The organism is Brevibacillus centrosporus, assembly GCF_046622605.1.
Classification (GTDB): Bacteria; Bacillota; Bacilli; order Brevibacillales; family Brevibacillaceae; genus Brevibacillus; species Brevibacillus centrosporus.
The window spans coordinates 4234909-4257597 of sequence record NZ_CP176856.1 but is presented as its reverse complement, the minus strand read 5'-3'; the positions used below and the strand labels follow the sequence as shown (position 1 = coordinate 4257597).

The 22689-nt window shown below is 51.3% G+C and carries 23 protein-coding genes; 18 read left to right on the top strand and 5 right to left on the bottom strand.

Features of this window, described 5'->3' with window-relative positions:
* The first annotated feature begins 17 nt into the window (after nucleotides 1-17).
* From ACLIN2_RS21550 to ACLIN2_RS21510, 9 genes are all read left to right on the top strand, one after another.
* On the top strand, nucleotides 18-1175 hold the full coding sequence (locus ACLIN2_RS21550) for an ArgE/DapE family deacylase (protein ID WP_327932490.1): 1158 nt from the start codon (nucleotides 18-20) through the stop codon (nucleotides 1173-1175).
* Nucleotides 1176-1241: 66 nt separating this feature from the next.
* Complete coding sequence (locus tag ACLIN2_RS21545; RefSeq protein WP_411504577.1) at nucleotides 1242-3035, top strand: sigma-54-dependent Fis family transcriptional regulator; 1794 nt, start codon at nucleotides 1242-1244, stop codon at nucleotides 3033-3035.
* Nucleotides 3036-3154: 119 nt separating this feature from the next.
* The gene (gene lepB / locus ACLIN2_RS21540; RefSeq protein ID WP_122960707.1) at nucleotides 3155-3715 is read left to right on the top strand and encodes a signal peptidase I; all 561 of its coding nucleotides are present in this window, start codon (nucleotides 3155-3157) and stop codon (nucleotides 3713-3715) included.
* 107 nt (nucleotides 3716-3822) lie between these two features.
* A complete protein-coding gene (locus tag ACLIN2_RS21535; RefSeq protein WP_411502075.1) occupies nucleotides 3823-5316 on the top strand; it encodes a helix-turn-helix domain-containing protein in 1494 nt (497 codons plus the stop codon).
* Between the two features lie 171 nt (nucleotides 5317-5487).
* A complete protein-coding gene (gene hutU / locus ACLIN2_RS21530; RefSeq protein ID WP_411504576.1) occupies nucleotides 5488-7158 on the top strand; it encodes a urocanate hydratase in 1671 nt (556 codons plus the stop codon).
* A 6-nt stretch (nucleotides 7159-7164) separates the two neighbouring features.
* Nucleotides 7165-8439, top strand: coding sequence for an imidazolonepropionase (hutI, locus tag ACLIN2_RS21525; RefSeq protein WP_411502074.1), 1275 nt, complete (start codon nucleotides 7165-7167; stop codon nucleotides 8437-8439).
* The gene (locus ACLIN2_RS21520) at nucleotides 8439-9434 is read left to right on the top strand and encodes an agmatinase family protein (protein ID WP_411502073.1); all 996 of its coding nucleotides are present in this window, start codon (nucleotides 8439-8441) and stop codon (nucleotides 9432-9434) included. The genes hutI and ACLIN2_RS21520 overlap by 1 nt, the downstream gene beginning before the upstream one ends.
* Before the next feature lie 429 nt (nucleotides 9435-9863).
* Nucleotides 9864-10787, top strand: coding sequence for a GntR family transcriptional regulator (locus ACLIN2_RS21515; protein ID WP_411502072.1), 924 nt, complete (start codon nucleotides 9864-9866; stop codon nucleotides 10785-10787).
* Between the two features lie 81 nt (nucleotides 10788-10868).
* Complete coding sequence (locus ACLIN2_RS21510; RefSeq protein WP_411502071.1) at nucleotides 10869-11507, top strand: pyridoxamine 5'-phosphate oxidase family protein; 639 nt, start codon at nucleotides 10869-10871, stop codon at nucleotides 11505-11507.
* Nucleotides 11508-11673: 166 nt separating this feature from the next.
* Here ACLIN2_RS21510 and ACLIN2_RS21505 read toward each other — a convergent pair whose 3' ends face one another.
* Both ACLIN2_RS21505 and ACLIN2_RS21500 read right to left on the bottom strand, forming a co-directional pair.
* Nucleotides 11674-12186, bottom strand: a complete 513-nt coding sequence (locus ACLIN2_RS21505) for a CBO0543 family protein (protein WP_411502070.1) — start codon at nucleotides 12184-12186, stop codon at nucleotides 11674-11676.
* 24 nt (nucleotides 12187-12210) lie between these two features.
* A complete protein-coding gene (locus tag ACLIN2_RS21500; protein ID WP_400585141.1) occupies nucleotides 12211-13044 on the bottom strand; it encodes a hypothetical protein in 834 nt (277 codons plus the stop codon).
* A 172-nt stretch (nucleotides 13045-13216) separates the two neighbouring features.
* On the opposite strand from ACLIN2_RS21500, the gene ACLIN2_RS21495 reads away from it, so the two are divergent.
* On the top strand, nucleotides 13217-14044 hold the full coding sequence (locus tag ACLIN2_RS21495; RefSeq protein WP_092268723.1) for an aldo/keto reductase: 828 nt from the start codon (nucleotides 13217-13219) through the stop codon (nucleotides 14042-14044).
* 57 nt (nucleotides 14045-14101) lie between these two features.
* Here the strand turns inward: ACLIN2_RS21495 and ACLIN2_RS21490 are convergent, their stop codons facing one another.
* On the bottom strand, nucleotides 14102-14827 hold the full coding sequence (locus ACLIN2_RS21490) for a YheC/YheD family protein (protein WP_411502069.1): 726 nt from the start codon (nucleotides 14825-14827) through the stop codon (nucleotides 14102-14104).
* Nucleotides 14828-15061: 234 nt separating this feature from the next.
* Between ACLIN2_RS21490 and ACLIN2_RS21485 the strand changes: the two genes are divergently transcribed.
* Nucleotides 15062-15805, top strand: a complete 744-nt coding sequence (locus ACLIN2_RS21485; RefSeq protein WP_092268727.1) for an IclR family transcriptional regulator — start codon at nucleotides 15062-15064, stop codon at nucleotides 15803-15805.
* A 53-nt stretch (nucleotides 15806-15858) separates the two neighbouring features.
* On the opposite strand, the gene ACLIN2_RS21480 is transcribed toward ACLIN2_RS21485, so the two are convergent.
* Nucleotides 15859-16986 (bottom strand): glycosyltransferase family 1 protein, encoded by a 1128-nt coding sequence (locus ACLIN2_RS21480; RefSeq protein ID WP_411502068.1) that lies wholly within the window; start codon nucleotides 16984-16986, stop codon nucleotides 15859-15861.
* Between the two features lie 169 nt (nucleotides 16987-17155).
* Here ACLIN2_RS21480 and ACLIN2_RS21475 point away from each other — a divergent pair, with 169 nt between their 5' ends.
* From ACLIN2_RS21475 to ACLIN2_RS21450, 6 genes are all read left to right on the top strand, one after another.
* Complete coding sequence (locus ACLIN2_RS21475) at nucleotides 17156-17779, top strand: TetR/AcrR family transcriptional regulator (RefSeq protein WP_246070987.1); 624 nt, start codon at nucleotides 17156-17158, stop codon at nucleotides 17777-17779.
* Nucleotides 17780-17786: 7 nt separating this feature from the next.
* Nucleotides 17787-18290 carry a DUF4188 domain-containing protein gene (locus ACLIN2_RS21470; RefSeq protein ID WP_411502067.1) on the top strand — a complete coding sequence of 168 codons (504 nt, stop codon included), beginning with the start codon at nucleotides 17787-17789 and terminating at the stop codon, nucleotides 18288-18290.
* A gap of 89 nt (nucleotides 18291-18379) precedes the next feature.
* Nucleotides 18380-19633 (top strand): response regulator, encoded by a 1254-nt coding sequence (locus tag ACLIN2_RS21465; RefSeq protein WP_411504575.1) that lies wholly within the window; start codon nucleotides 18380-18382, stop codon nucleotides 19631-19633.
* A 171-nt stretch (nucleotides 19634-19804) separates the two neighbouring features.
* Nucleotides 19805-20071, top strand: a complete 267-nt coding sequence (locus ACLIN2_RS21460) for a CD3324 family protein (RefSeq protein ID WP_327933763.1) — start codon at nucleotides 19805-19807, stop codon at nucleotides 20069-20071.
* 79 nt (nucleotides 20072-20150) lie between these two features.
* A complete protein-coding gene (locus ACLIN2_RS21455) occupies nucleotides 20151-20414 on the top strand; it encodes an MBL fold metallo-hydrolase (RefSeq protein ID WP_411502066.1) in 264 nt (87 codons plus the stop codon).
* Nucleotides 20411-21172: a class I SAM-dependent methyltransferase gene (locus tag ACLIN2_RS21450; RefSeq protein WP_411502065.1), complete on the top strand. Its 762-nt coding sequence runs from the start codon at nucleotides 20411-20413 to the stop codon at nucleotides 21170-21172. The genes ACLIN2_RS21455 and ACLIN2_RS21450 overlap by 4 nt, the downstream gene beginning before the upstream one ends.
* A 63-nt stretch (nucleotides 21173-21235) precedes the next feature.
* On the opposite strand, the gene ACLIN2_RS21445 is transcribed toward ACLIN2_RS21450, so the two are convergent.
* Nucleotides 21236-21568, bottom strand: a complete 333-nt coding sequence (locus ACLIN2_RS21445) for a DUF3892 domain-containing protein (RefSeq protein ID WP_092268741.1) — start codon at nucleotides 21566-21568, stop codon at nucleotides 21236-21238.
* A 154-nt stretch (nucleotides 21569-21722) separates the two neighbouring features.
* On the opposite strand from ACLIN2_RS21445, the gene ACLIN2_RS21440 reads away from it, so the two are divergent.
* Nucleotides 21723-22646: a DMT family transporter gene (locus ACLIN2_RS21440; RefSeq protein WP_122960650.1), complete on the top strand. Its 924-nt coding sequence runs from the start codon at nucleotides 21723-21725 to the stop codon at nucleotides 22644-22646.
* Nucleotides 22647-22689: the final 43 nt, after the last annotated feature.

Here is a 22689-nt window from a genome sequence, read left to right as displayed (position 1 = left end):
TAGGGGAGGAGAAAAAGATGAAGCTGCACATTGAGCGAGACGAGTTAATTGCATGGGTACAGGATCTCATTCGGATCGATTCCGTCAATCCATACTTGGATGCGGATGGGCCGGGAGAACGGGAGATGGCAGCCTATTTGCAGGCGAAGCTGGTGGAGATGGGGCTGGAGGTCAGACTGGTTCCTATTAACGAAACAGCCTGCAATGTGATTGGGATACTGCGCGGAACCGGCGGGGGCAAGTCCCTTCTGCTAAATGGTCATATGGATACGGTGAGTGCGAAACGAATGGATATTCCTCCCTTTGAGCCCGTACATGAGGATGGGAAAATTTTCGGTCGTGGCAGCCAAGATATGAAGGGGAGCCTGGGTGCGATGATCGCTGCCGTCGAGGCGATCCAAAAAGCAGGTGTGCGATTGGCCGGCGATGTCATCCTCACGTTTGTGGCCGATGAGGAATACAAGAGCATCGGCACAGAAGAGCTGGTCAAAGAATACCGCGCAGACGCCGCCATCGTATGTGAGCCATCGGATCTGGATATTGGTGTCGTACATAAAGGATTCGCCTGGATCAGCTGTGAGGTTCGAGGGAAATCCGCGCACGGCAGCCGTCCGAAAGAAGGAGTAGACGCGATCGTGCACGCCGGGAGAGTCCTGCAGGAAATCGATAAGCTCTCGAAGCAGCTGATGAATAAACACCATCCGATTCTAGGCTCTCCATCCGTGCATGCTTCGCTCATCAACGGGGGGACGGAATTGTCTACCTATCCGGACTATTGCCGCCTGGATTGGGAACGCCGGACGATCCCGGGTGAATCCAAGCAGGACGTGGAAAAAGAGGTTGCTGCCATTTTGCAGAAGCTGCATGACGAAGACGAGAGCTTTCGGGCGAGTGCGGAGCTGTTTTTCTGGCGTGATCCGTATGAGGTATCTATCGAAGAGCCGATCTTTCTTACACTGGAAGTCGCGTGCCGCAACCGTCTGGGACGCGTTCCGCGGATATCCGGCTTTTCTGGCTGGACCGATGCAGCACTGATACAGGAGGCAGGCATTCCTACCGTATTGTTCGGTCCGACCGGGGCAGGTCTGCACGGAGCGATCGAATACGTAGAGACGGAAAGCCTCGTAGACATGGCAGCTATTTTGGCCGAAACGATTTGTGAATTTTGCCGTTAAAACACTGGGTTCCCCCGGCGATCTCGATATAATGGAGGAAGAAGCATGAGGGAGAGGGGAATCCGGATGCCCTTGCATGAAATCCAGGAAAGTGTGCAGCAGATCGCTTTGGCGGTAGCTTCGGTATTGCGGGTGGAAGTGGAGATAGCAGATCACCGCTTGCTGCGGATTGCGGGAACGGGACGTACGGAAGCTGGAATCCTGCACACGATGGCAGGAGAGGATCATGTGTATCGGTCTTCCCTGTTCGATGGACAGCCTGTCATTATTATGAATCCGGGGGCAGATGAAAAATGTCGTCCGTGCGCCCATTACGGCAATTGTGTAGAGACCGGTGAAATCTGTTGTCCGATTACGCTCGAAGGCAAGCATGTCGGTGTGATCGGGCTGCTCGCATTTGATGAGGATCAGCGAGCGCGTCTGTTTGCCGATGTCGACTCCATTCTGCGCTTTTTGCAAAAGATGGCAGAGCTGATTGCCACCAAGCTCAAGGAGCATCTGATGTACGTGGAGCAGCAGCTGATGCTGGAAAAGCTGCGAGTGGTCATGGATGACCTGGACAAGGCGATGCTGACCGTGGATCAGGCCAATCGCATCGTCGAGATGAATCAGCGAGCGCGTCAATTTCTGGAAATGCCAGACCCTGCCTTGCCGCCTGCGATGAGAAATCTCGAGCAGGAAGAGCGATGGATTGCGGCCATTCGGGAGGCTTCGGAGTCAGGGAAAACTCCCCAGAAGGTTGTCCTGCAAGTTGGCGGATCCGATAAGGCGTTTCTCTTTTCCATCAAGCCGATACAGCTTGCAGGAACGACACGAGAATGGGTGATCATCCTAGATGATGTAGAAGAAGTAGTAGCCATTGCCAGACAAATTGAGGGCTTAAGCCAGGAAAAAGCCTTCCGTGGCATTGTTGGGACAAGCCCATTAATGACGCAGGCAAAAGAAGTAGCGATGCGTGTAGCAACGGGCGATTCGACGGTTTTGCTCCAGGGAGAGAGCGGGACGGGAAAAGAGCTGTTCGCCAAGGCGATTCATCAAGCGGGAAAACGCAGTACTCGTCCGTTTGTCTCCATCAACTGTGCGGCCATACCCGAGCAGCTCCTGGAGAGCGAGCTGTTTGGCTATGAGGATGGTGCGTTTACAGGAGCGCGAAAAGGTGGAAAGCGCGGTTTGTTTGAGATCGCTGACAAAGGCACTCTGTTTCTGGACGAAATCGGGGACATGCCTGTTTATTTGCAGGTCAAGCTGCTTCGCGTCCTGCAGGAAAAGCAAATTGTCCGGGTAGGTGGGGCGGGCCAGCCGATCGATGTCGATGTGAGAATCATCGCCGCGACTCACCACGACTTGGAACAGATGGTCGCTACGGGAGATTTTCGGACGGATTTGTACTATCGATTGCGTGTGATCCCGATCCACCTTCCTTCGCTGCGAGAACGCCGGGAGGATATTTTGACGCTGGCGAACGGTTTTTTGCGAACCTATGGGGCAAGGCTGGGCAAAGAGCTCTTTGGTTTTAGCCAAGAGGCTCAAGCTTTGCTGTTTCATCATGACTGGCCTGGCAATGTGCGTGAGCTGGCCAATGTAGTCGAGTACGCCGTCAATATGGAAAACTGCACGTGGATACAACCGGAGCGCATCCTGCTGCCAGCCAAAAGGGAGAGCGAGTGGCGGGAGAAAGTGGAGGAAGAGGCGCCGCTGGATTCGCTCAATCTGAAGAAAAGGGAGAAGATCGCGATCTCCCAAGCCTTGCAGGCCGCCTCCAAAGCCAATCAGGGCAAAGACGCCGCTGCGCAGCTGTTAGGAATTAGCCGAGCGACGCTTTTTCGGAAAATCAAAGAGCATCATTTAAGTGGAGAATAATCGCATGAGAAGACGAGGTTGGCTGCGCGAAAGCCAGCCTTTTTGGACTGGCGATCATTTTGTGGTATCATGTCTTAAGCAACGATTTTTCATACTGGAGGGAGGATAGACACATGAAAATAAGAGAGATCGTAGGATGGATTCGTTCCATTGGCTTTGCTGTCGTCTTTGCTTTGGTCCTCGGAATCTTTGTGTTTCAGCCGTATAAAGTAGACGGTCATTCCATGGATCCGACCTTGCAAGACCAACAGCGTATATATGTGAGTAAACTTGCCCATACGTTTAACTATTTGCCCAACTACGGCGATATTGTTGTGATTGATAGCCGTGTAGATAGAAGCCGTTCCTGGAAAGATGATGTGACCGGGCATCCACTGGTAGGCTTGCTGTTAGGTACGGGAGATGATCACTCGATGTACGTCAAGCGCGTGATCGGCAAACCAGGGGATGTACTGGAATTTAAGGATAACAAGGTCTATCGCAATGGTACGCCTTTGGACGAGCCCTATATCAAAGAAACGATGGACTATGCTGCCGACGGTAAAGTAACGGTGCCAGCCAATCACATCTTCGTGATGGGTGACAACCGCAACCATAGCACGGACTCACGGGAGATTGGATTCATTCCAGTTGACCATGTCATGGGGACGATGATTGAAAATCCGTTCGCTGACCAATAAAAGACGTAAGGTAAGGAAGGTTGTCCCGCTGCGGACAACCTTTTCTCCTACAGCCAAGAATCGCTCTTTTCATCGAAATCTTCCGTGAATGAAAAGGAGGGGACTTCATGCCGAGCATTTTGATAGCTGACCGCGATGCCAACGAACGGATCGGAATCGGCTGGCTCATCACGAGCTGCGCGATTCCGTATGACCATGTCTACACGGCAGCTACGATGGCAGAAGTGATTCAATGCCTCGAATCTCATACACCAGACGTGCTTTGCCTGGAATTGGACATGATGGAAAGGGGACAGTGGGAGGCACTCAAGCTTTTGGTTGACCAGTATCGACCACTTGTCCTCGTCATGACGGCAGAAGCGACCTTCGAGCGGGCGATGCAAGGAATCGAGCTGAACGCACGGGACCTGTGGCTCAAACCGCAGACCCCGGAAAAGATCAGACGTGTCCTCACCCGCTTTTGTATGGAAAAGAAGGAAAGTCAGTCTTCGTTACCCGTGCGGGGCGTAGAGGGGGGCAGACTTGCGGAGGTGTCATATCGGGATTTGTTCTTACCGCTGAAGAAACCAGGCAAGTCCTATCCGCTCATGCTGGCGCAGCTGGAGAACCCTCAGCGGCATCCGGAGCTTTTGCGCTTTTTGTCCACATATCCGTTTCGGGAGCAGCCGATTTTACTCCCGTTAAATGATGCGATCGCAGGGATCTTTTCCTGGGAGGACGGCGACGCCTTATCGCAGCTGGAGCAGGTAGGGAAAAGATTGCTACGCGATTGGGAAGCTTCTTTCGATGATTCACTGTCGGTCGTGCTCTACCAATCGGATGATCAGGAGCAGCTCGTCAACGAAACCTATCTGGAGGCGAGCCAGGCGCTGCACATCCGTTTTTTCAGAGGGTATCGCCAAGTGTCGGTCGTGCGCAACCGCATCAGCTGGACGATGATCGATCCTTTCCTGACACCGGCTGAACAGAGGGCATGGATCGAAATGCTGCAGGATGGCGACAAAGAAAAGCTGAAGCAATGGATGTACCGCCAGTTTTTTTACAAGGATGAGCCTTATCCCGAGCCTGGCCTTCTGCGCATCCGTTTGACCAGCATTCTCGCGCAGGTAAGGCGGTATATGAAGGCGAATGGCCTCGATCACGGGAATGTGGAGGAAGCGTATCACCGTGTCTTTGAGACGATTTTGTACGCGCCGATTCTGTATCGGATCGTACAGGAGCTTTTGCTGTTCATCTACTCGTTGATCGATTCCGTGTTTACGCAAAAGGAGGAATCGCGAGCGGATTTGATCGAGCTTGCCATCCGCTATATCGAGGGGCGTTACACGGATCCGGCCCTGCGTCTGGAGGATGTGGCCCGCCATGTGGATCGAAGCCCAGCCTATTTCAGCACGCTGCTCAGCCAGAAGCACGGGGTCTCCTTTCGCCAGCTGCTGAACAACCTGCGAATGAAGGAAGCGCAGCGCCTTTTGCTCGAAACCTCTTTGTCTGTACAAGAAATTGCCATGCGAACGGGATTTGTCAACGCGAATTACTTCAGCAAAATTTTTAAGGAAAAAACGGGGACAACCCCTCGTTTGTTGCGAAATCAAAAAAAATGATAGGAATCGAAAGAAAAGAAAGTTTTTTGGGGTGATGTGACCCCGATAGATCCTTTTCCATCGATAAAACTGGCACCAATTCGAAAGGCAGGTGCCTTTTTTGTGCTTATTTCCTTTTTTATACTGAGGGTAAGCAATGAATCTGGAGAAAAGCAGGTGGACGAGATGACAATGACACAGACCCAAACGATTCAGCAACTGATCCAAGACTATTCCGGTACCAAGCTTCATACAAAGGGATGGATACAGGAAGCAGCTCTGCGCATGCTTTTGAACAACCTGAATCCGGACGTAGCCGAGCGGACAGAGGATCTGGTCGTGTACGGTGGCATTGGGAAAGCTGCGCGTAACTGGGATTGCTTCAGCGCAATTGTCAAAACATTGGGAAAACTGGAGGGTGACGAGACGCTGTTGATCCAATCGGGAAAACCGGTTGCGGTGTTCAAGTCGCATGCAGACGCGCCGCGTGTCTTGCTGGCAAACTCCAACCTCGTACCTGCTTGGGCCAACTGGGATCATTTCCATGAGCTCGACAAAAAAGGTCTGATGATGTACGGCCAAATGACGGCAGGAAGCTGGATTTACATCGGCAGCCAAGGCATCGTGCAGGGCACGTATGAGACGTTTGCCGAGCTGGCTCGTCAGCACTTTGAGGGAACACTGGCAGGGACCATTACCGTCACGGCAGGCTTGGGAGGTATGGGAGGCGCGCAGCCACTCGCTGTATCCTTGAATGGCGGTGTGAGCATCAATATTGAAATCGACCCGACACGGATTCAGCGCCGTCTGGACACCAAATACCTCGATGTATCGACGGAGAGCCTGGAGGAAGCGATTCGCCTGGCACTGCAAGCCAAACAGGAGAAGAAAGGCATCTCCATCGGTCTGTTAGGCAATGCTCCGGATGTGCTGAATGCTATGCTGGCGCGTGATTTTATCCCGGATGTTCTGACGGATCAGACTTCCTCCCACGATCCTTTGAATGGCTATATTCCGACCGGCATGAGCCTTGAGGAAGCGGCAGAGCTTCGAACCAGCGATGCCAAGGCGTACGAAGCGCGTGCAAAAGCGAGCATCGCCGAGCATGTTCGTGCCATGCTTGTCATGCAGGAAAAAGGAGCGGTCACGTTTGATTACGGCAACAACATCCGCCAGGTCGCCAAAAACGAAGGAGTAGAAGAAGCGTTCCGTTTTCCAGGCTTTGTGCCTGCGTACATTCGCCCGCAATTTTGCGAAGGAAAGGGTCCTTTCCGTTGGGTGGCGCTGTCGGGTGACCCAGAAGATATTTACAAAACTGATGAAGTCATTCTCCGCGAATTTTCTTATAACACGCATCTGTGCAACTGGATTCGCATGGCACAGGAACGCATCCAATTCCAAGGGCTGCCTTCGCGTATTTGCTGGCTGGGTTATGGAGAGCGTGCGCGTTTTGGACAGATCATCAATGACATGGTGGCGCGTGGCGAGCTGAGTGCACCGATCGTCATCGGGCGTGACCATCTGGATTCGGGGTCGGTTGCTTCGCCCAATCGGGAAACCGAAGCGATGAAGGACGGCAGCGATGCAGTAGCAGACTGGCCGATCCTGAACGCCATGATCAATGCAGTAGGCGGTGCAAGCTGGGTATCCGTCCATCACGGTGGCGGGGTAGGCATGGGCTATTCGCTGCATGCGGGCATGGTGATCGTGGCAGACGGGACACCGGAAGCTGCGAAGCGTTTGGAGCGGGTATTGACGACAGATCCAGGGATGGGGGTCGTCCGTCACGTGGATGCAGGCTACGATTTGGCGATCCAGACGGCAAAAGAAAAAGGCATCCACATCCCGATGCTGGGGGAGTGATAATCGATGAATAGACCTGTATGGATTCGCCATGCCAGTCAGCTTGTTACGCTAGCTGGCGGCTCTTCCTCTCCTGTAGTTGGAGAGGGGATGAATGAGCTTGCCATCATCGAGGACGGCAGCGTATGGCTGGAAAACGGCAGAATCGCAAATGTGGGTACGGACGCAGAGCTGGAAAAGATCTACCGCACGCGTTCGGAGGAAGCGGATATCATCGATGCCACTGGGCGGCTTGTCACGCCTGGTCTGATCGATCCGCACACGCATCTGGTGCATGCGGGAACACGCGAAAACGAATTCAACATGCGGCTGAACGGCGCTACCTACATGGAGATCATGAACAACGGTGGAGGCATCCACGCGACAACGGCTGCAACACAAAAAGCGTCCCATGAACAGCTGTATCAGGAGAGCAAAAAGCGGCTGGATCTGTTCCTGCTGCACGGTGTAACGACAGTGGAAGCGAAGAGCGGATATGGCTTGACACTCGAGGATGAAATCAAGCAGTTGGAAGTCGCCAAGCAGCTGGACGAAGAACATCCCGTTGATCTGGTCAGCACTTTTATGGGAGCACACGCTGTTCCAAAGAAATATCGGGATAACCCAGATGCATTTGTCGATGTGGTGATCCAAGAGATGATCCCAGAGGTTGCACGCCGAAAGCTCGCGGTGTTTAACGATGTCTTTTGCGAGCGAGGGGTCTTCACCCCCGAGCAGTCGCGCCGAATCCTGGAGGCTGGGGTAGAGCATGGGCTTTTGCCGAAGATCCATGCCGATGAGATCGAGCCTTATGAAGGAGCAGAGCTGGCGGCTGAGATTGGGGCGGTGTCAGCGGATCACTTGCTGCGTGCATCCGACACGGGCATCGAGCGAATGGCGGAAGCGGGCGTCATCGCGGTGCTATTGCCAGGGACAGCCTTTTTCCTGATGGCGGAGTCAGCGAATGGCCGCAAAATGATCGATGCGGGAGTAGCGGTCGCGATTTCAACGGATTGCAACCCGGGCTCGTCGCCTACCGTCTCCATGCCGCTTATCATGAATCTGGGCTGCCTCAAGATGGGGATGACACCTGCAGAGGTGCTGACAGCCGCGACGATCAATGCGGCCCACGCTATCAAGCGTGCCCACGAGATTGGAAGCATCGAGGCAGGCAAGCTTGCGGACATCACGATCTTTGATGTACCTGACTTCATGACGCTGCAATACCGGTATGGCGTGAACCATGTGCATACCGTGATCAAAAAGGGAGCTGTGGTCGTGGCGGAAGGGGCTTTGGTGTGATGAGCTATCCGTACCCGCTCTTAAAGCCGCCCAGCTTTGCGTGGGACAGAAGTGCTGCCCCGGCTGAGCCAAAAGTACATGAGTGGATTCAAACGCTGGATGCAGCGCGAGCAGGGGAGTTTGACTGGTCGAACGTCGATGTGGCTCTTTTGGGTGTGCCGCTGTCACGCTCGTCCATCTCGGCATCAGCTGCCAGCGAAAATCCAGATGCCATGCGCCGTGCATGGAAGTATTTTACTACCTACAATCTGGATCACGACGTAGATTTGAGCGAGCTGCATGTAGTGGATGTGGGAGACGTACGCCAGCACGTGACGGACATCGCAAAGTGTCACAGCCATATACGGGAAGCCATGCACGCGATGCGCACTCATCATCCGCACGTACTTCCGATGATGATGGGCGGAGATCACTCGATAACGGCGATGCTGATCAAAGGCTACAAAGACGCGCACCCGAAAGAGCGTGTCGGCATCTTGCAGCTGGACACTCATTTTGACCTGCGCGACTTGGCGGATAATGGTCCATCCAACGGTACGCCCATTCGCAACCTCATCGAAAGTAGGACCGTGGCTGGGGAGGATGTGCACAATATCGGCCTGCACGGATTTTTCAACGCCCGTTCGCTGAAAGCATATGCGGATGAAGTAGGAGTGCACTATACGACTCTGCGTCAGGCGCGGGCCAAAGGGGTTGCCGAGACGGTACGCGATGCACTCGCCAAGCTCGGTGAGAGGGTCGACACGATCTATCTCACCGTAGATATGGATGTGCTCGATATCAGCTATGGCCCAGGTGTTCCTGCTTCGACTCCTGGCGGGATGAGAAGCGATGAGCTTTTTGAAGCGGTCCATGCCGCAGGCTTATGCAAGAAAGTGAAAGCGATGGATCTCGTTTGCCTCGATCCATTTAAAGATCGGGGAGAAGCTACCGTCAAAACAGCTGTGCATGTCATGCTGTCTTTTTTGACGGGCTACAAGCAGCGGGAGCAATAGACGAGAAAGCAGGTTCAATCAGCTGCAAGAAGACAAGGCTACCGGCTAAGACCGGTAGCCTTGTTGTTGGTTGCCGCCACGGAGGAAGAGGGAAAAGGTAGGTTCGCCATATGTGAGAACATGATCATCTGTAAATCCGAGAGTAGTTTAAAACTTTACACCTGCTTCATTTGCGGGGTGTACAGTCAAGCGTATGCGCTGGCAAGGCGGCTGGTTTTCTTTCAGATGCCTGCACAGCTCTTCGATCGCTGCAGCCCCAAATTCCAGCCGCGAGAGTAATCAAGAACCCATTCATTCTTTTTTGTACACATTTTCTTCACATCCTCCCGCAATGGCTGTGGAAGGAGAAGTTCGCTTCTTGCTAGATAGATTATCGCATTGTACGATGACAGTATCCCGGCAAATCCCTTTCGGACAGAGGTGAACCCCGTGAAGTTTACGATTAATGAATTCCTTTCCGTTCCTATATATGTTCAATTGAAAGAACAGTTCAAAAAGTTGATCGATAACGGACTCTATCAGCCACATGAGCAGCTGCCCAGTGTGAGTGAACTGGCAGGATTTTTGCGAATAAACCAGAGTACGGTGCAAAAAGCCTATGCAGAGCTGGAGCAGGATGGTTATGTCCATATCCAGGCCGGCAAGGGAGTCTTTGTGCACGCGCAGCCTCCCCTTGCTGCGGTCGTCGAGGCAGTGTCGGAGCCGTTCGGGGATACTAGCATGGCAAAGGAGCTTTCTGTCTCGTCCAAGCCGGTGCTCCTGTTTGTGGAATGCAATGTTCCCCAGGCCCAGGAGTATGCCGTGGAATTAGAGAAAGCGACTGGCTATGTCGTCAAGCCTTGCCTCGTGCAGGATTTGGAGATACTCGGAGGAAGCATCCAGAGCGGCTATTACGATCTCATCGTAACGACGTTTCTCCATATTGAAGAAGTGCAGCCTATCATTGAACGACTAGGCGGTGCCTACCAACCAAAGGTGATCGCGTGCCTCATCGAGTCGAATCTGCAAAGCATCAGGAAGCTTCAGGAGTTGCCTGCCGGGAGCAAGGTAGGGATTGCAGGAACGACTTGGCAAGGCGCGGAAAATTTCCGTCAATCGATCGTCAACGCCGAATTGTCGCATGTGGAGTTGATCGTAGGCTCGCTCGAGTATCCGGCTTCCTTGGACGCCGTCATCGCTGCCAAACCTGACCTCATTGTCAGCACTAGCCTGGTAAGTCCTTATTTGCAGAGGCATTCGCGCTTTACGCAGCTGTTGATTGAAGACCGCTGCCTGAGTGCCCAGTCTGTACAGTACATCCAGCAATACGTGGAAGGGAAGCGTGCTACCACAGATCCTGCATCCAACATGTAGAACAAGTGCTCGGTTGCTAGATTGAAACGCCGTGCTAAGATGAGGATAGGCAAAACCTATTTGATGAAAGAGGTGTTCTGCTTGAAAGGATTCGGAAAATTTCGGGAAGTGATTCAAGACGAAACCCAGCTCAATGAGCTCTTTGGAGAACCAAGCCGCTTGGTACAAAACAAAACCATTCATCATATCGACGAGCACTGCCGCGATTACATTGCAAAAGCGCCGTTTCTCGTTCTATCTACGGCGAATGCAGAAGGAAATTGCGATGCTTCGCCACGTGGAGATGCTCCTGGCTTCGTCCACGTTTTGGACGATCGCCATCTGGTGATTCCAGAGCGACCGGGAAACAAGCGGATGGACTCGCTGCGCAACATACTGGCGAATCCGCATGTCGGTCTGATCTTTATCATTCCGACGCTGCAAGAAACGCTGCGCATAAACGGACAGGCTTGCATTATTCGCGATCAAGAGATTTTGGAAAAAATGGCAGTGAACGGGAAAGTGCCAACCGTAGGGATCGGTGTACAAGTCGAGGAGTGCTATGTGCACTGTGCGAAGGCCTTCATGCGATCCGGTCTGTGGCAGCCTGAAAAATGGCCGGAAAAAGAGACAGTCCCGAATATGGCGAAGGTACTGGCAGCTCATGTAAATCTTCCTGATGTAACCGTCAAAGATGTGTCTACGGGCTTGCAGGACAGCTACACCAACCGTTTGTATTGAGCGAGGAGGAGACTCGCAGCCGTCAGGAAGCAAACCGCTTCCGGCGGCTTTTTTTCTTAACGTATAGGAATTTATAATGCGTAATGCTTATGAATTCCGGAGCGCATGAAAACTTTCCGCTAAAACGCGGTCGCTCCTCCTCGAACAGGCATCGTTAGAGGTTTTCTTACTCGGAGTCCCAAAGCGAGACGTGGAAGTGAAACATCAGGTAAGAAGCAATGACAAACGAGAGCAGGTAAGCTGCTAGTGGCTTCTGATAATGAAGCCGCAAAACGGAGAACATGGTCAAGTTAAAAGCAGTAGACCACCACATGTTCCAGGAGTGGGCGTGCGAGATCGTGCCTAGAGAAAGACCGATGATTTCCAGAATCACGTAAATGGCAACATACTTGACGATGTGCCATACTCGTTTCCCTGCTTCTTCAGGATAGTTGGATAGAAAAAGCAAAGCGGTAGCTGGGAAGGCGATTACCGTATAAAGCAGGCTGGCGATTTCTTCACTAACATACGAATTCCCGGTATATCTCCATAAATAAAACGTGCCGTCATTTACAAGCACGTCGTACATGGCGCTGGAGAGGGCGATAAAAAGCATGGTGGTGTGATATTTTTGCCAATGCTTCCAGTCACCCCAGCGCCATGCGGCAAACACAGACCAGAGAATGAGGACTACATGCATGCGTTTCAGCTCCCACAAGCAGGTTTAGCAAGCTTTGCTACGTGTGCCATACCGAACGATTGCGTGTACTACAAGGATCCATACCAGCTGCAGGAGCACATAGAAAATGAATTCCCACGCATCGTCTATTTGTATGGTGGATGAAGCTAGCAGGAGAAAGTCGAAGGAAAGAAGGATGGCCATGAAACCGACTTTCCCAGGTACTTTCAGGAAAAATGAAAAAGCAGCAATCAGCGCAGTAGAGGCTTCAAGCAGTTCGCCTACCGCGATATGATCTCGGGTCGGATCTGAAAACCAGCCTACCTGCAGCTCGTGGACATCCATAAAATGACCTTGAATGAAATGAGAAGATCCGTAGAGGAAGAGGTAGGCAAAAAACGTGTACACAAACAAGAGCGGCTTGGTCACTTTGCCGTCGCGGACGCTCCCCCAGAGCCATTGGGCGATCCAGAAAAATAGGAGGATGCCGATTCCCGTGTAAATGGTTGTCCACCAATAATGCATATATGCTTGCAAAGACAAAAACAACCATTCAATTCCCATGAACAAAATGGATAGACAAAGAAGCCAAATAAAACGAAGCTTGAAGGCAGCAGCAGCTACTGCTACGGAAGGAACGATAAAATCATTTGAGGCAAAGGAGCCGAGCATGTTGTCGATCCAGGGATTGCCCATCACACCAGAATAGTATTGATAGGATGGCAGAAGGATCAGGATGACGTATTCGAGTGGATCGATCAAACCGGCCAAGCAAAAATGGAGGACGAGTAAGCGCAAATCTCTTGTTTTCCAGAGCGTATATCCTAGAATCAGCAGAGCAGCGACTACCAAGGAGCCATACCAGAAAAATTTCGGCATAAGATTTCACCCGCTGTGTAAATACTTCCATATTACAGTATTTCCTCTGATACAAGGAAATAACAGGAAATGTAAAAATTTTACATATGCCTCCACCCTTTTTTTGGTAGTCTACTTGTGATACACTTACTTATTGTACGTACATAATTAAAGGGTGACGGGAGGAGATCGGATGGCAACAAATATCTCGGATCATTCTGTACTGAACAACGGGGTGAAAATGCCCTGGCTGGGACTTGGCGTCTGGAAGGCAAAAGATGGGGAAGAAGTGACAGGTGCTGTCCGCTCTGCCATCGAATCTGGCTACCGCAGCATTGACACTGCAGCTGTCTATGGCAACGAGGTTGGTGTCGGCGAAGGAATCCGTCAAGCGGGGATCGATCGCGATCAGCTTTTCATCACGACGAAAGTATGGAATGCAGATCAAGGCTATGATTCCACACTGAAAGCATTTGATGAAAGTGTAAAGAGACTGGGTATCGAGACGCTGGATCTGTATCTGATTCACTGGCCAGTAAAAGGCAAGTATGTGGAGACGTGGAGAGCGCTGGAGAAATTGTACCGTGACGGCTATGTACGTGCAATTGGCGTCAGCAACTTCCATACACACCACCTGGAAGATCTGCGCCAAAACAGCGAGATCATCCCAGCAGTCAACCAAGTCGAGTTTCATCCGCTGCTCACACAAAAAGAGCTGCTCGCCTACTGCCAAGAAAACGGTATCCAAATGGAAGCGTGGAGTCCTTTGATGCAGGGGAATCTAGATCATCCGCTGCTTGTCGAGCTCGGGCAAAAATACGGCAAATCACCAGCGCAGATTATCATTCGATGGGATCTTGAGAAAAAGGTTGTGACGATTCCGAAATCGATCACACCAGCACGAATCGCGCAAAATGCAGATGTTTTTGATTTCTCCCTCAGCGCAGAGGACGTAGAGAAGATCAACGCCCTCAATGCAAACAAGCGATTCGGGGCAGACCCGGACAACTTTAACTTTTAATAAAGAAAAAGGGAAGCCGTTTTGTGCGCGGCTACCCTTTTTTCGTACAGAACAGATTCAGCGATAGCTGACAATTGTCCGGTACATCCCTTTATCCGACAGTTTGAGAAACAACGTGATGTCTGGGCGCAGATTGGCTTCGATAATCCATACCTTGCCGTTCGAATCGATCCCCATGTCAAAGCCGAATACGTTTTGCGAGGTATAATAGGTGAAGAGTCTGCTTGCAGCGAGCAGAGAGATCCGGCGCAAGCGTGCCATTACAGCATTGGAGGAAGCGCCGCGAATATTGGAAGAGCGAATCGCTGTACGCAAGGGAAGGACACGTCCACCGCTGCGTTTGATATTGGTGATGATATAGCCTCTGCCGGCAACCTTGGCGAGCATACCGGTGACGACCCATTGGGAGCCGGGACGCCGCTGTACCATGACACGCACATCAAAGGGGCGGCCGTTGATCCTGGCTAGTGAGATTCCACGCTGAACGAGGTAACGAGCGCCCATTTTCTTGCGTAAGTAATGATAGGTGTCCTTTTTACCGCGAATGGTTCGCTTTATTGCGCCCCGCTGTACGTGATAGCTGCTGCTGCCTTTGCTGGATATCATCATGACGCCTGCACCGCCGCTGCCAGAGGCGGGTTTGGCGATCACTTTTCGATACCGATCAAGAAACGCATACAGAGACCTTTTGGAAAAAGGCTTCGTGCGCGGCAGATTCCCTGCAAGAGCAGAGCTGGCGCGCAGGACGTAGTACTTGGTTAGCTTTGATTCACTTACGCCCATGTGAGGTCATTCCCCCAATCCTGAATTGAAACAAGCGGTGTACCATACTAATGTATGTCCCTTTTGTTTCATCGCTTGTGGGAGTGTCCTACTGGTAGAAAAATGGGAAGGGATGACAAAAACTCGTCATTTTCGCTCTTTACTATACACATTTTTTTCGTATACTGAAAAGTAGCATATTAGTTTCATCAGATGAAACGTACGGAACCAAGAAGGAAGCAGGTGTAATGAAAGATGGAAGAACAAAAAGCAAACGTGCGGGCGGTCGAGCGGGCTCTGGATATTTTGCTATGCTTCACAGATGCTACCGACCTAGGCTTGAGCGAGATCTCTAGTCGGCTCTCGTTGCATAAAAGCACGGTGCATCGTTTGCTAGCAACTTTGGAAAACAAAGGGTTTCTGATCCGTGACGTCGAGACGGAAAAATATCGGCTCGGCTTTCGAATTTGGGAGTTGTCTGCAAATCTTACCCATAATGACGATCCTGCTACGATGCTTCTGCCGGAGATGGAGCGGCTGCGCGATTTGGTAGAGGAAACGATCAGCTTGTATGTACGGGATGGTATGGAACGGATCCGCATTCAAGCTGTGCAGAGCAAGCAGCCGATCCGCAGGGTGGCTCCGATCGGGGCTCGAATGCCGCTGACGGTAGGAGCCTCCAGCAAAGTGCTCGTAGCCTATGCAGATGCGGCTGTTGCCAGAGAGCTTTTAGAGGATCCCGATTGGCCGGACTTTGTTAGCAGGGAATCGTATGTGGAGCAGCTCGAGCAGATCCGGCAGCAAGGCTTTGCGACAAGTGTGGAAGAGAGGGAGTTGGGGACGGCAGCTGTTGCAGCCCCGATCTTTAATCGAAATGGACAACTGGTGGCATCGATTGCCGCTTCAGGACCGTCAAACCGTCTGACGCAGGAGAAGATGAGTCAATATGCTCCATTCATCAAGGAAGCGGCCTATCGTATGGGAAAAATGATGAAATAGCTCCAAAGCCAACACAGCCCGATCGGTGGGACGTGTTGGCTTTTTTTCTACAGCTACATTCCTCGTTTGTGCTCGTTTTGCAAGACAGTCCAAAAGGATTTGACGCCTTCATCAGCGAGAAAACGGCTGCCCCGTTCTTTGACGTACTGGCTCATGGCTTCGTAATAGGAGGGATTGGTCAGCCGTTCGTAATGGAACACGATGTCGTAGGCGTCCTCGACAAACAGAGGGTATTCGCTACCGAGTAAGGCCAGGTTGCCGACTGTCCGTGTGGTCAATACAGGAACACCGAGCCCCATATACTCCAGAATGCGGGATAAGTAAGAGTGTGAGGGGTTGCGGTCTTCGGTTTTGTCATAGAGGAGGGCAACTCCGATCCCACTCTTGACGATCATCTCTTTCGTTTTCCACATCGATTTTTGTCCGTGATCCGCGACACCGGGTCTGCGCAGCAATTTTTCAGCCTGCTTGCGGTATTTTCCGACGATAGAGGGGTAGAGTACCCGCAGCTTGGCGTCGGGAAAGTCTTTGCGTATGAGCCTGATGGCTTTGGTCGCTACAGGCAAGCCATAGCGCGGACGAATCACGCCAGCTTGGATCAGATCGAGTGGATCGGAAGGGGAGCGACGGAGATTGAGATCGGGCATGGGCTCGACAAACTGGGGAAGTACCTGGATTTTGCGGAGAAGCTCCTCGTGGGAATAGGAGCCTTTCTGCAATTGATAGAGACGGTAGCGCTCGGCATTTGGCTCGGTTTGAAAAAAGACGACGCGGGAATGGCGAAAGACGTAATCGAGTCTGCGCATGATATACGGATCGTTGAGATTATACTGGATGGCCAAAAACAAAAGCTTGGAGCCGAGCGACCTTTTCATTCTTAGCAGCTTCACTGCTTCATTGCGGCCGCGGATGAAAATGAAATCATAGGGCTTTTTCCGGTCGCGGGCAATAATTTCCTCATGAGGATTATTGGCTTGGAAAAAGCGGATATGCTGAAAGGTAAAGCCACCCATCCCATCTCGAAAGCGAAAGGGAAGGACACACTCGAACGTATAGAGCTGTCGCTCGGACTCCGACAGCTGGGCCAGCTTGCGATCGAGCGCGCGCAGTAGGATGAAGAACTGCAGAACATTTCCCTTTGGCTTGAATTCGATGAGATTGCAATAAAAACAAATTCTCACGTGATTCTCTCCTTCACAGGGCTCTTCACTATGGTATTGGGATTAGAGGCGGATGGCTACCCGAAAGAAGAAAATCCAGAAAGAACAATCGCTTACTCGAATAAAAAACTTTACTCAAGTTAATTTATTGATTATTATGTAGATATCGAAAGGGATATAGGAGATCATCATGAAACTATCGTTGCGTGAAAAGAAAAAGGCGAAGACCAAGCTCGCATTGCTGCATGCCAGTCTGAATCTGATCGGGGAGCGTTCCTTTCGGCAGGTGCCTGTAGAGGAAATCTGTCAGCAGGTGGACGTCTCCAAAGTAACTTTTTTCAAGTTTTTCCCGCAAAAAGAAGATGTGCTCATCTTTTTCATGAGTGTCTGGCAGGCGCAATGCTTTTTGGAGCTCGTCGATGCCGGCAAGCGGGGGTGGGAGGGAGTTCGTCATATTTACGGAAAAGTGGCAGAGGATGCTAGGGAACAACCCGGGATTATGCTGAGTCTAATCAGCTTTTTGTCTGAGCAAAAAATGCATCCGTGGGTGCCGAAGCTGACGGAAGCAGAGCTGTCACTGTTATTTCCAGAAAGAGATACCCATGGAGTTGAAGAGGTAACGCTCGATCAAATTTTCAAGCGCTGTGTGAAAGAGATCAAGGAAGAGAAAGAGCTCGTGGATCAAGTAACGGCCGAAGAAGCGGTGGAGCTTCTGTTCTCGATCTTCTACGGCGCCTTTTTATCCGCGCATTTGTTTCGTTCCACCGATTATATGGCGTATTACGATATGCACCTCAAATTACTGAGGAGGTAGGTGCCCGATGGCAAAAGTAGTCCCTGGAAGATTTACGGCCCGTATAGAAGGCCCTTTTGTCGTGTTCATCATCGGCATGCGCGTAAACCGCTTATGGGCCTTTCATAAGTGGGTTCCTGTTGCGACAGCCATGGGTGGCATGCTTAAAGAGCTGTATGAGCACCCGGAGCTCGGCTTTTTGGGGAATTCATCCCATATGAATATGCGTGAAGTGACGCAGATTCAGTATTGGCGCTCCTATGAGCATCTCGAAAAGTATGCGAGAGGCAGCCACAATCATTTAACGGCATGGAAGAAGTTCAACCAGTCGATCGGGTCAGATGGGACGGTTGGGATCTTTCACGAGACGTACTTCGTGGAAGCGGGGAAATATGAGTGTCTTTATGGAAACATGCCTGTATGGGGTCTGGCAAAAGCAGGCGAGCATCTGCCAGCAGTCGGAATGCGGGAAACGGCCAGGCGACGTTTAGGAGGACAAAACGACCCCGCAGTTCCCACTCCTCCACAATAAGCTGAGGAAAGCGGTACGTAGTTTCCCAGGCGCTGGAAGGATATTCTAGCTCGAAAGCGAATACATGAAATACCGGGAAAGAGCCGCGAATAGCGGTTCTTTCTCTATGTGCAGATCGCTCTGATACGTATGGGGAGAACTTTTGGGAAAGAAAAGCAGCAGAGAGAGAAGCGGCTTGGGAAGGGACTGGGGGGAGAAAGCTGAGAGTTGTACTGATCGATGATGAACGGTTGGCGATCCAGTATATGGAGAAAATACTGGATGACATAGAAGGAATAGAGATCGTGGGAAGGTATCAAGATTCTGTCAAGGCACTTCACGATATACAAAGCCTGCGTCCTGATGTCGTGTTTCTGGATGTTGAAATGCCGGAGCGGGACGGGATAGAGACGGCAGAGGAGATTTCACTTCTTTTGCCTGATACCGATATTGTTTTCGTAACCGCGTATCAGGAATATGCAGTGAAAGCATTTGAACTGGATGCCCTGGATTACGTTTTGAAGCCGGTACAGCGTGAACGTTTACAGAAAACCTTGAAGCGGCTGCAAAAAGAAAAGGAATGGATGGCCGAGGAGAAACGGGAGAGCTCACCTCAGGCAAAAATTCACTGTTTCCAATCCTTGCAAATCGAGGTATCCGGGCTTCAGACCATCCGCTGGCGAACCGCAAAGGCGCAGGAGCTGTTTGCTTTTCTGATCCATCGCCGGGGAAAGCCCGTCCGAAAAGATTACCTGCTGGAGCTTTTTTGGACGGATATGGAATGGAAGAAAGGCTACTCGCTGCTGTATACAACGGTGTATCAAATCCGGAAGACACTGGAGCGGCTGGGCAACGGCTTGAAAATCACCAACCTTGAGGATGGATACTTGCTAGAGATGGGCGGAATCAGCCTCGATGTGGAAGAATGGGAGAGCCAGCTGCGAAGTCTGCCGCCGATCTCGGAGGACAGTCTGAGTAAGCATATGGAGCTGATTGAGCAGTACCGCGGAGATTACTTCGCGGAGTACGACTATTTATGGGCAGAAAGTGAGCGCCAGCGTCTGCGGGCAGACTGGTATGATCATGCGATGCAGGTGGGCCGCTACCTGGTGGGCGAAAGGGAGTATCCGAAAGCGATTGCCTTGTACCTGCGCTTGCTGCGGTTTTTGCCGCATTTGGAGGAGTTGCATTTCACACTCATGCAGCTGTACGATACGGTGGGAGACAGGGAGGCCGTTACCTTACAGTACAACCAGCTGAGGAATATGCTTAAGGAAGACTTTGATATGGACCCGCGCCCGGACGTAACGGAATGGCTTCAGAAGCGGAAGCGCGTCTATCGGGGCGAAATCGAAGGGAATTAAGGCAAGTGGGAGGTGACTCGTATGAAATACTCCTTTGTCCGCGTTGCCGGATGTGGCTCTAAGCAAAGAGTTCCTCAAAATCTTTGTTTAGAGCCTACTCTATAACTGCAAGTCGGAACTCTTTGCTTCTCTATATACGAAAAACCGTGATATAGATGGGAGCAAAGTGAAATGAAATACGTCAATGCAAATAAAATGCTGCCGGCAGAGCTTCTGCGCAGCATTCAGGAATATACGCAAGGCAGCTATTTGTACATCCCCGTTCGCGAGGGACACAAGAAGCGGTGGGGGACGCGCACGGAATCCAAGCATCTGTTGCGCAAGCGCAATGAGTCGATCATCTCGGCGTATCGGTCAGGTGCTTCTGTGAAGGAACTCGCACTCCAGTATCACCTAACGGAGTCTAGCATCCGCAGGGTCCTGCGCGATCACAAATGATTCTGTACCAAGCATGAACTTTCTTCTCTTCATTCCGCGCTGTAAACTGAACGGAAAGCACTGGAATGAGGAGGTACCTATGAGTGGAATCCACTTACTCGATATTTCGTTTACCAATCAGGGGCAACAAGAGACTATCACGCCCGTCTTGTTGCAGGATGAACAGGAGACCATTCTAGTCGATTGTGGGTACCCTGATTTTGTCCCACTGCTGGAAGAGGTAGTTGGTCGCTTCGGCTTGACGCTTGCGGCAGTCAACAAATTGATTGTGACTCATCACGACATCGACCACATGGGTTCACTTGCTGCATTCAAGCCTACAAGAAGAGGTGAGCAGTGGTGAAACAAAACAAATACGATGAGACCGAATTTTTTTCAGCCTATCAGCAAATGACGCGGTCCCAAAAAGGCTTGGAGGGGGCAGGAGAATGGCATGTATTCAAGGCGCTGCTGCCCGAATTGCAGGATAAGCATGTACTCGATCTGGGATGTGGCTTTGGCTGGCACTGTCGTTATGCACGGGAAGCGGGGGCAAGCTCGGTAGTAGGAGTGGATCTCTCGGAGAAGATGCTGCAGAAAGCACGGGAGATGACCGAGGATGACCTCGCTGTTACCTATATCCGGATGCCAATTGAGGACATCGCTTTTCCTTCTGACCAGTTTGACGTCGTAATCAGTTCGCTTGCGATCCATTACGTGCAAGACTTCGGCGAGCTTTGCAGCAAAGTACATGCATGCCTCAAGCCTGGAGGTACTTTCCTGCTATCTGTCGAGCATCCGATCTTTACCGCCCGCGAAGAACAAGATTGGATCATAGACGACCAAGGCAAACGCCTGTATTGGCCAGTCGATCATTATCAAATGGAGGGGAGCCGCTGTACCTCCTTCCTGGCCGAGAATGTGATCAAGTACCACCGAACCGTCTCGACCTATATGAATGACTTGATCGGTAATGGATTCACGATCAAAGCCGTGCAAGAGCCAATGCCTTCTGCCGAAATGCTCGATGAAGTAGACGGGATGCGAGATGAGCTGCGCAGACCCATGTTCCTGATCATGAAGGCAGTAAAGGCTAATGCGCTGGATGACAGGCAGATATAAAAAAGGAGAGGTCATCCGAGAGCTTCGATACGGATGGCCTCTTTCGTTTTTCAGCAGGGCAGCCTAAAAGCCGGGCAGGTTGTCCAGATTGTTTTCCTTGATCCCGTCAGGCTCGCTGCGCAAAATATCCCGACCGTACTTGTGAAAGACGTCGACATGGGCGAGCTTTCCTGCTTTGGCTTCGGTCAAGGCAGTGATGTAATCCAGCTCTCTGCCCGAGTCTGTCTTAAAGGCGATGAGATCGCCGTCATCATTTTTGCGTACGGCAACGATCTGTTCTTTGCCATCGATGGTTTGGTTGTTCATACCGCCATTTTCTTCGATGGCTTGCTGTTCGCCATTTGCTTTGTACTGGGCATAAATTTGGGCAAAGTCTTTTTCATTAGTTGGGTTCATGTCAGATTCCTCCTCTATGGATAAGGGTGTCTAGGAATGGCAGCAGCCATGCGCGCAATTGGAAGTTTCAATATTGAAATAATAGGAGATAACGAGGATACTGGTAAGTACAAGTACAGAAAAAGAGTTTGTCTACAAACGAGGAGTGGAAGCATTGGAGGGAAAACGGGCTTGGTGGCTGTTGGTATTTTGCAATTTGTTCTGGGCAGGCAACTACATATTCGGCAAATTCGTCGTGACCGAAATGACGCCCTTGTGGCTGACTTTCGCGAGGTGGGTCCTGGCCCTTGTCGTTTTGATTCCGCTGGCGATTGTTTTGGAGAAACCGGATTGGAGACAGGTCGCAAAGGCATGGCTGCCCTTAACCTTGATGGGGCTGTTCGGGGTGATCGGATTTAATGTACTGCTGTATTCGTCGCTCGAGCATACTTCCGCGACAAATGCTGCTTTGGTAACGGCTTTAAATCCTGTGGTCATCGTGCTGTTTTCGGTGTTTTTCTTGCGTGAAAAAGTATCGCGCATCCAGGCCACCGGGTTTATCCTCTCGCTATTCGGGGTGCTCGTCATCTTGACGCAAGGGCATGTTTTGCGCGTCTTTCAAACGGACTACAATCAGGGAGACTTGCTCGTCCTGTGCTGTGTACTGGTATGGACCCTGTATTCCATCATAGGGAAGAAGGTAAAGGGGGTATCGCCGATTACGGCCACAGCAGCTTCAACCGCGTTAGCTGTTGTCATGATGCTTCCTTTTGCCATCGCAGAGGGGGTCGACTTTAGCGCATTGAGCCCGCTAGCTTTCACCGGTATTGCTTACATTGTTTTGTTTCCGTCCATTTGTTCCTTTGTGTTCTGGAACGTATCGGTACGAGCCGTAGGAGCGAGCCAGGCAGGCATCACCTTAAACCTGATCCCGGTCTTCACTGCGATGATCAGCGTGGCATTGGGGGAGCGGATCTCGCAGTCACAAGTGTGGGGAGGACTGCTCGTCTTTATCGGGGTTACGTTTGCTTCCGGTTTGATCGATCAGCGCTGGAAACGCAGACAGGCAAAATCGTCCGCCGAAGTGATGGATAGATAAACAGACAAGCAAAAAGGCAGCGCATCGTCGAAACGATGGCTGC

Excerpts from the sequence above, each read along its gene's own strand:
- hutU (WP_411504576.1), top strand. The coding sequence starts at position 5,488 with ATGACACAGACCCAAACGATTCAGCAACTGATCCAAGACTATTCCGGT.
- ACLIN2_RS21470 (WP_411502067.1), top strand. The coding sequence starts at position 17,787 with ATGGCAAAAGTAGTCCCTGGAAGATTTACGGCCCGTATAGAAGGCCCT.
- ACLIN2_RS21460 (WP_327933763.1), top strand. The coding sequence starts at position 19,805 with ATGAAATACGTCAATGCAAATAAAATGCTGCCGGCAGAGCTTCTGCGC.
- ACLIN2_RS21490 (WP_411502069.1), bottom strand. The coding sequence starts at position 14,827 with ATGGGCGTAAGTGAATCAAAGCTAACCAAGTACTACGTCCTGCGCGCC.
- ACLIN2_RS21455 (WP_411502066.1), top strand. The coding sequence starts at position 20,151 with ATGAGTGGAATCCACTTACTCGATATTTCGTTTACCAATCAGGGGCAA.
- ACLIN2_RS21550 (WP_327932490.1), top strand. The coding sequence starts at position 18 with ATGAAGCTGCACATTGAGCGAGACGAGTTAATTGCATGGGTACAGGAT.
- ACLIN2_RS21445 (WP_092268741.1), bottom strand. The coding sequence starts at position 21,568 with ATGAACCCAACTAATGAAAAAGACTTTGCCCAAATTTATGCCCAGTAC.
- ACLIN2_RS21495 (WP_092268723.1), top strand. The coding sequence starts at position 13,217 with ATGGCAACAAATATCTCGGATCATTCTGTACTGAACAACGGGGTGAAA.
- ACLIN2_RS21475 (WP_246070987.1), top strand. The coding sequence starts at position 17,156 with ATGAAACTATCGTTGCGTGAAAAGAAAAAGGCGAAGACCAAGCTCGCA.
- ACLIN2_RS21485 (WP_092268727.1), top strand. The coding sequence starts at position 15,062 with ATGGAAGAACAAAAAGCAAACGTGCGGGCGGTCGAGCGGGCTCTGGAT.
- ACLIN2_RS21505 (WP_411502070.1), bottom strand. The coding sequence starts at position 12,186 with ATGCATGTAGTCCTCATTCTCTGGTCTGTGTTTGCCGCATGGCGCTGG.
- ACLIN2_RS21520 (WP_411502073.1), top strand. The coding sequence starts at position 8,439 with ATGAGCTATCCGTACCCGCTCTTAAAGCCGCCCAGCTTTGCGTGGGAC.
- ACLIN2_RS21500 (WP_400585141.1), bottom strand. The coding sequence starts at position 13,044 with ATGCCGAAATTTTTCTGGTATGGCTCCTTGGTAGTCGCTGCTCTGCTG.
- ACLIN2_RS21535 (WP_411502075.1), top strand. The coding sequence starts at position 3,823 with ATGCCGAGCATTTTGATAGCTGACCGCGATGCCAACGAACGGATCGGA.
- ACLIN2_RS21545 (WP_411504577.1), top strand. The coding sequence starts at position 1,242 with ATGCCCTTGCATGAAATCCAGGAAAGTGTGCAGCAGATCGCTTTGGCG.
- hutI (WP_411502074.1), top strand. The coding sequence starts at position 7,165 with ATGAATAGACCTGTATGGATTCGCCATGCCAGTCAGCTTGTTACGCTA.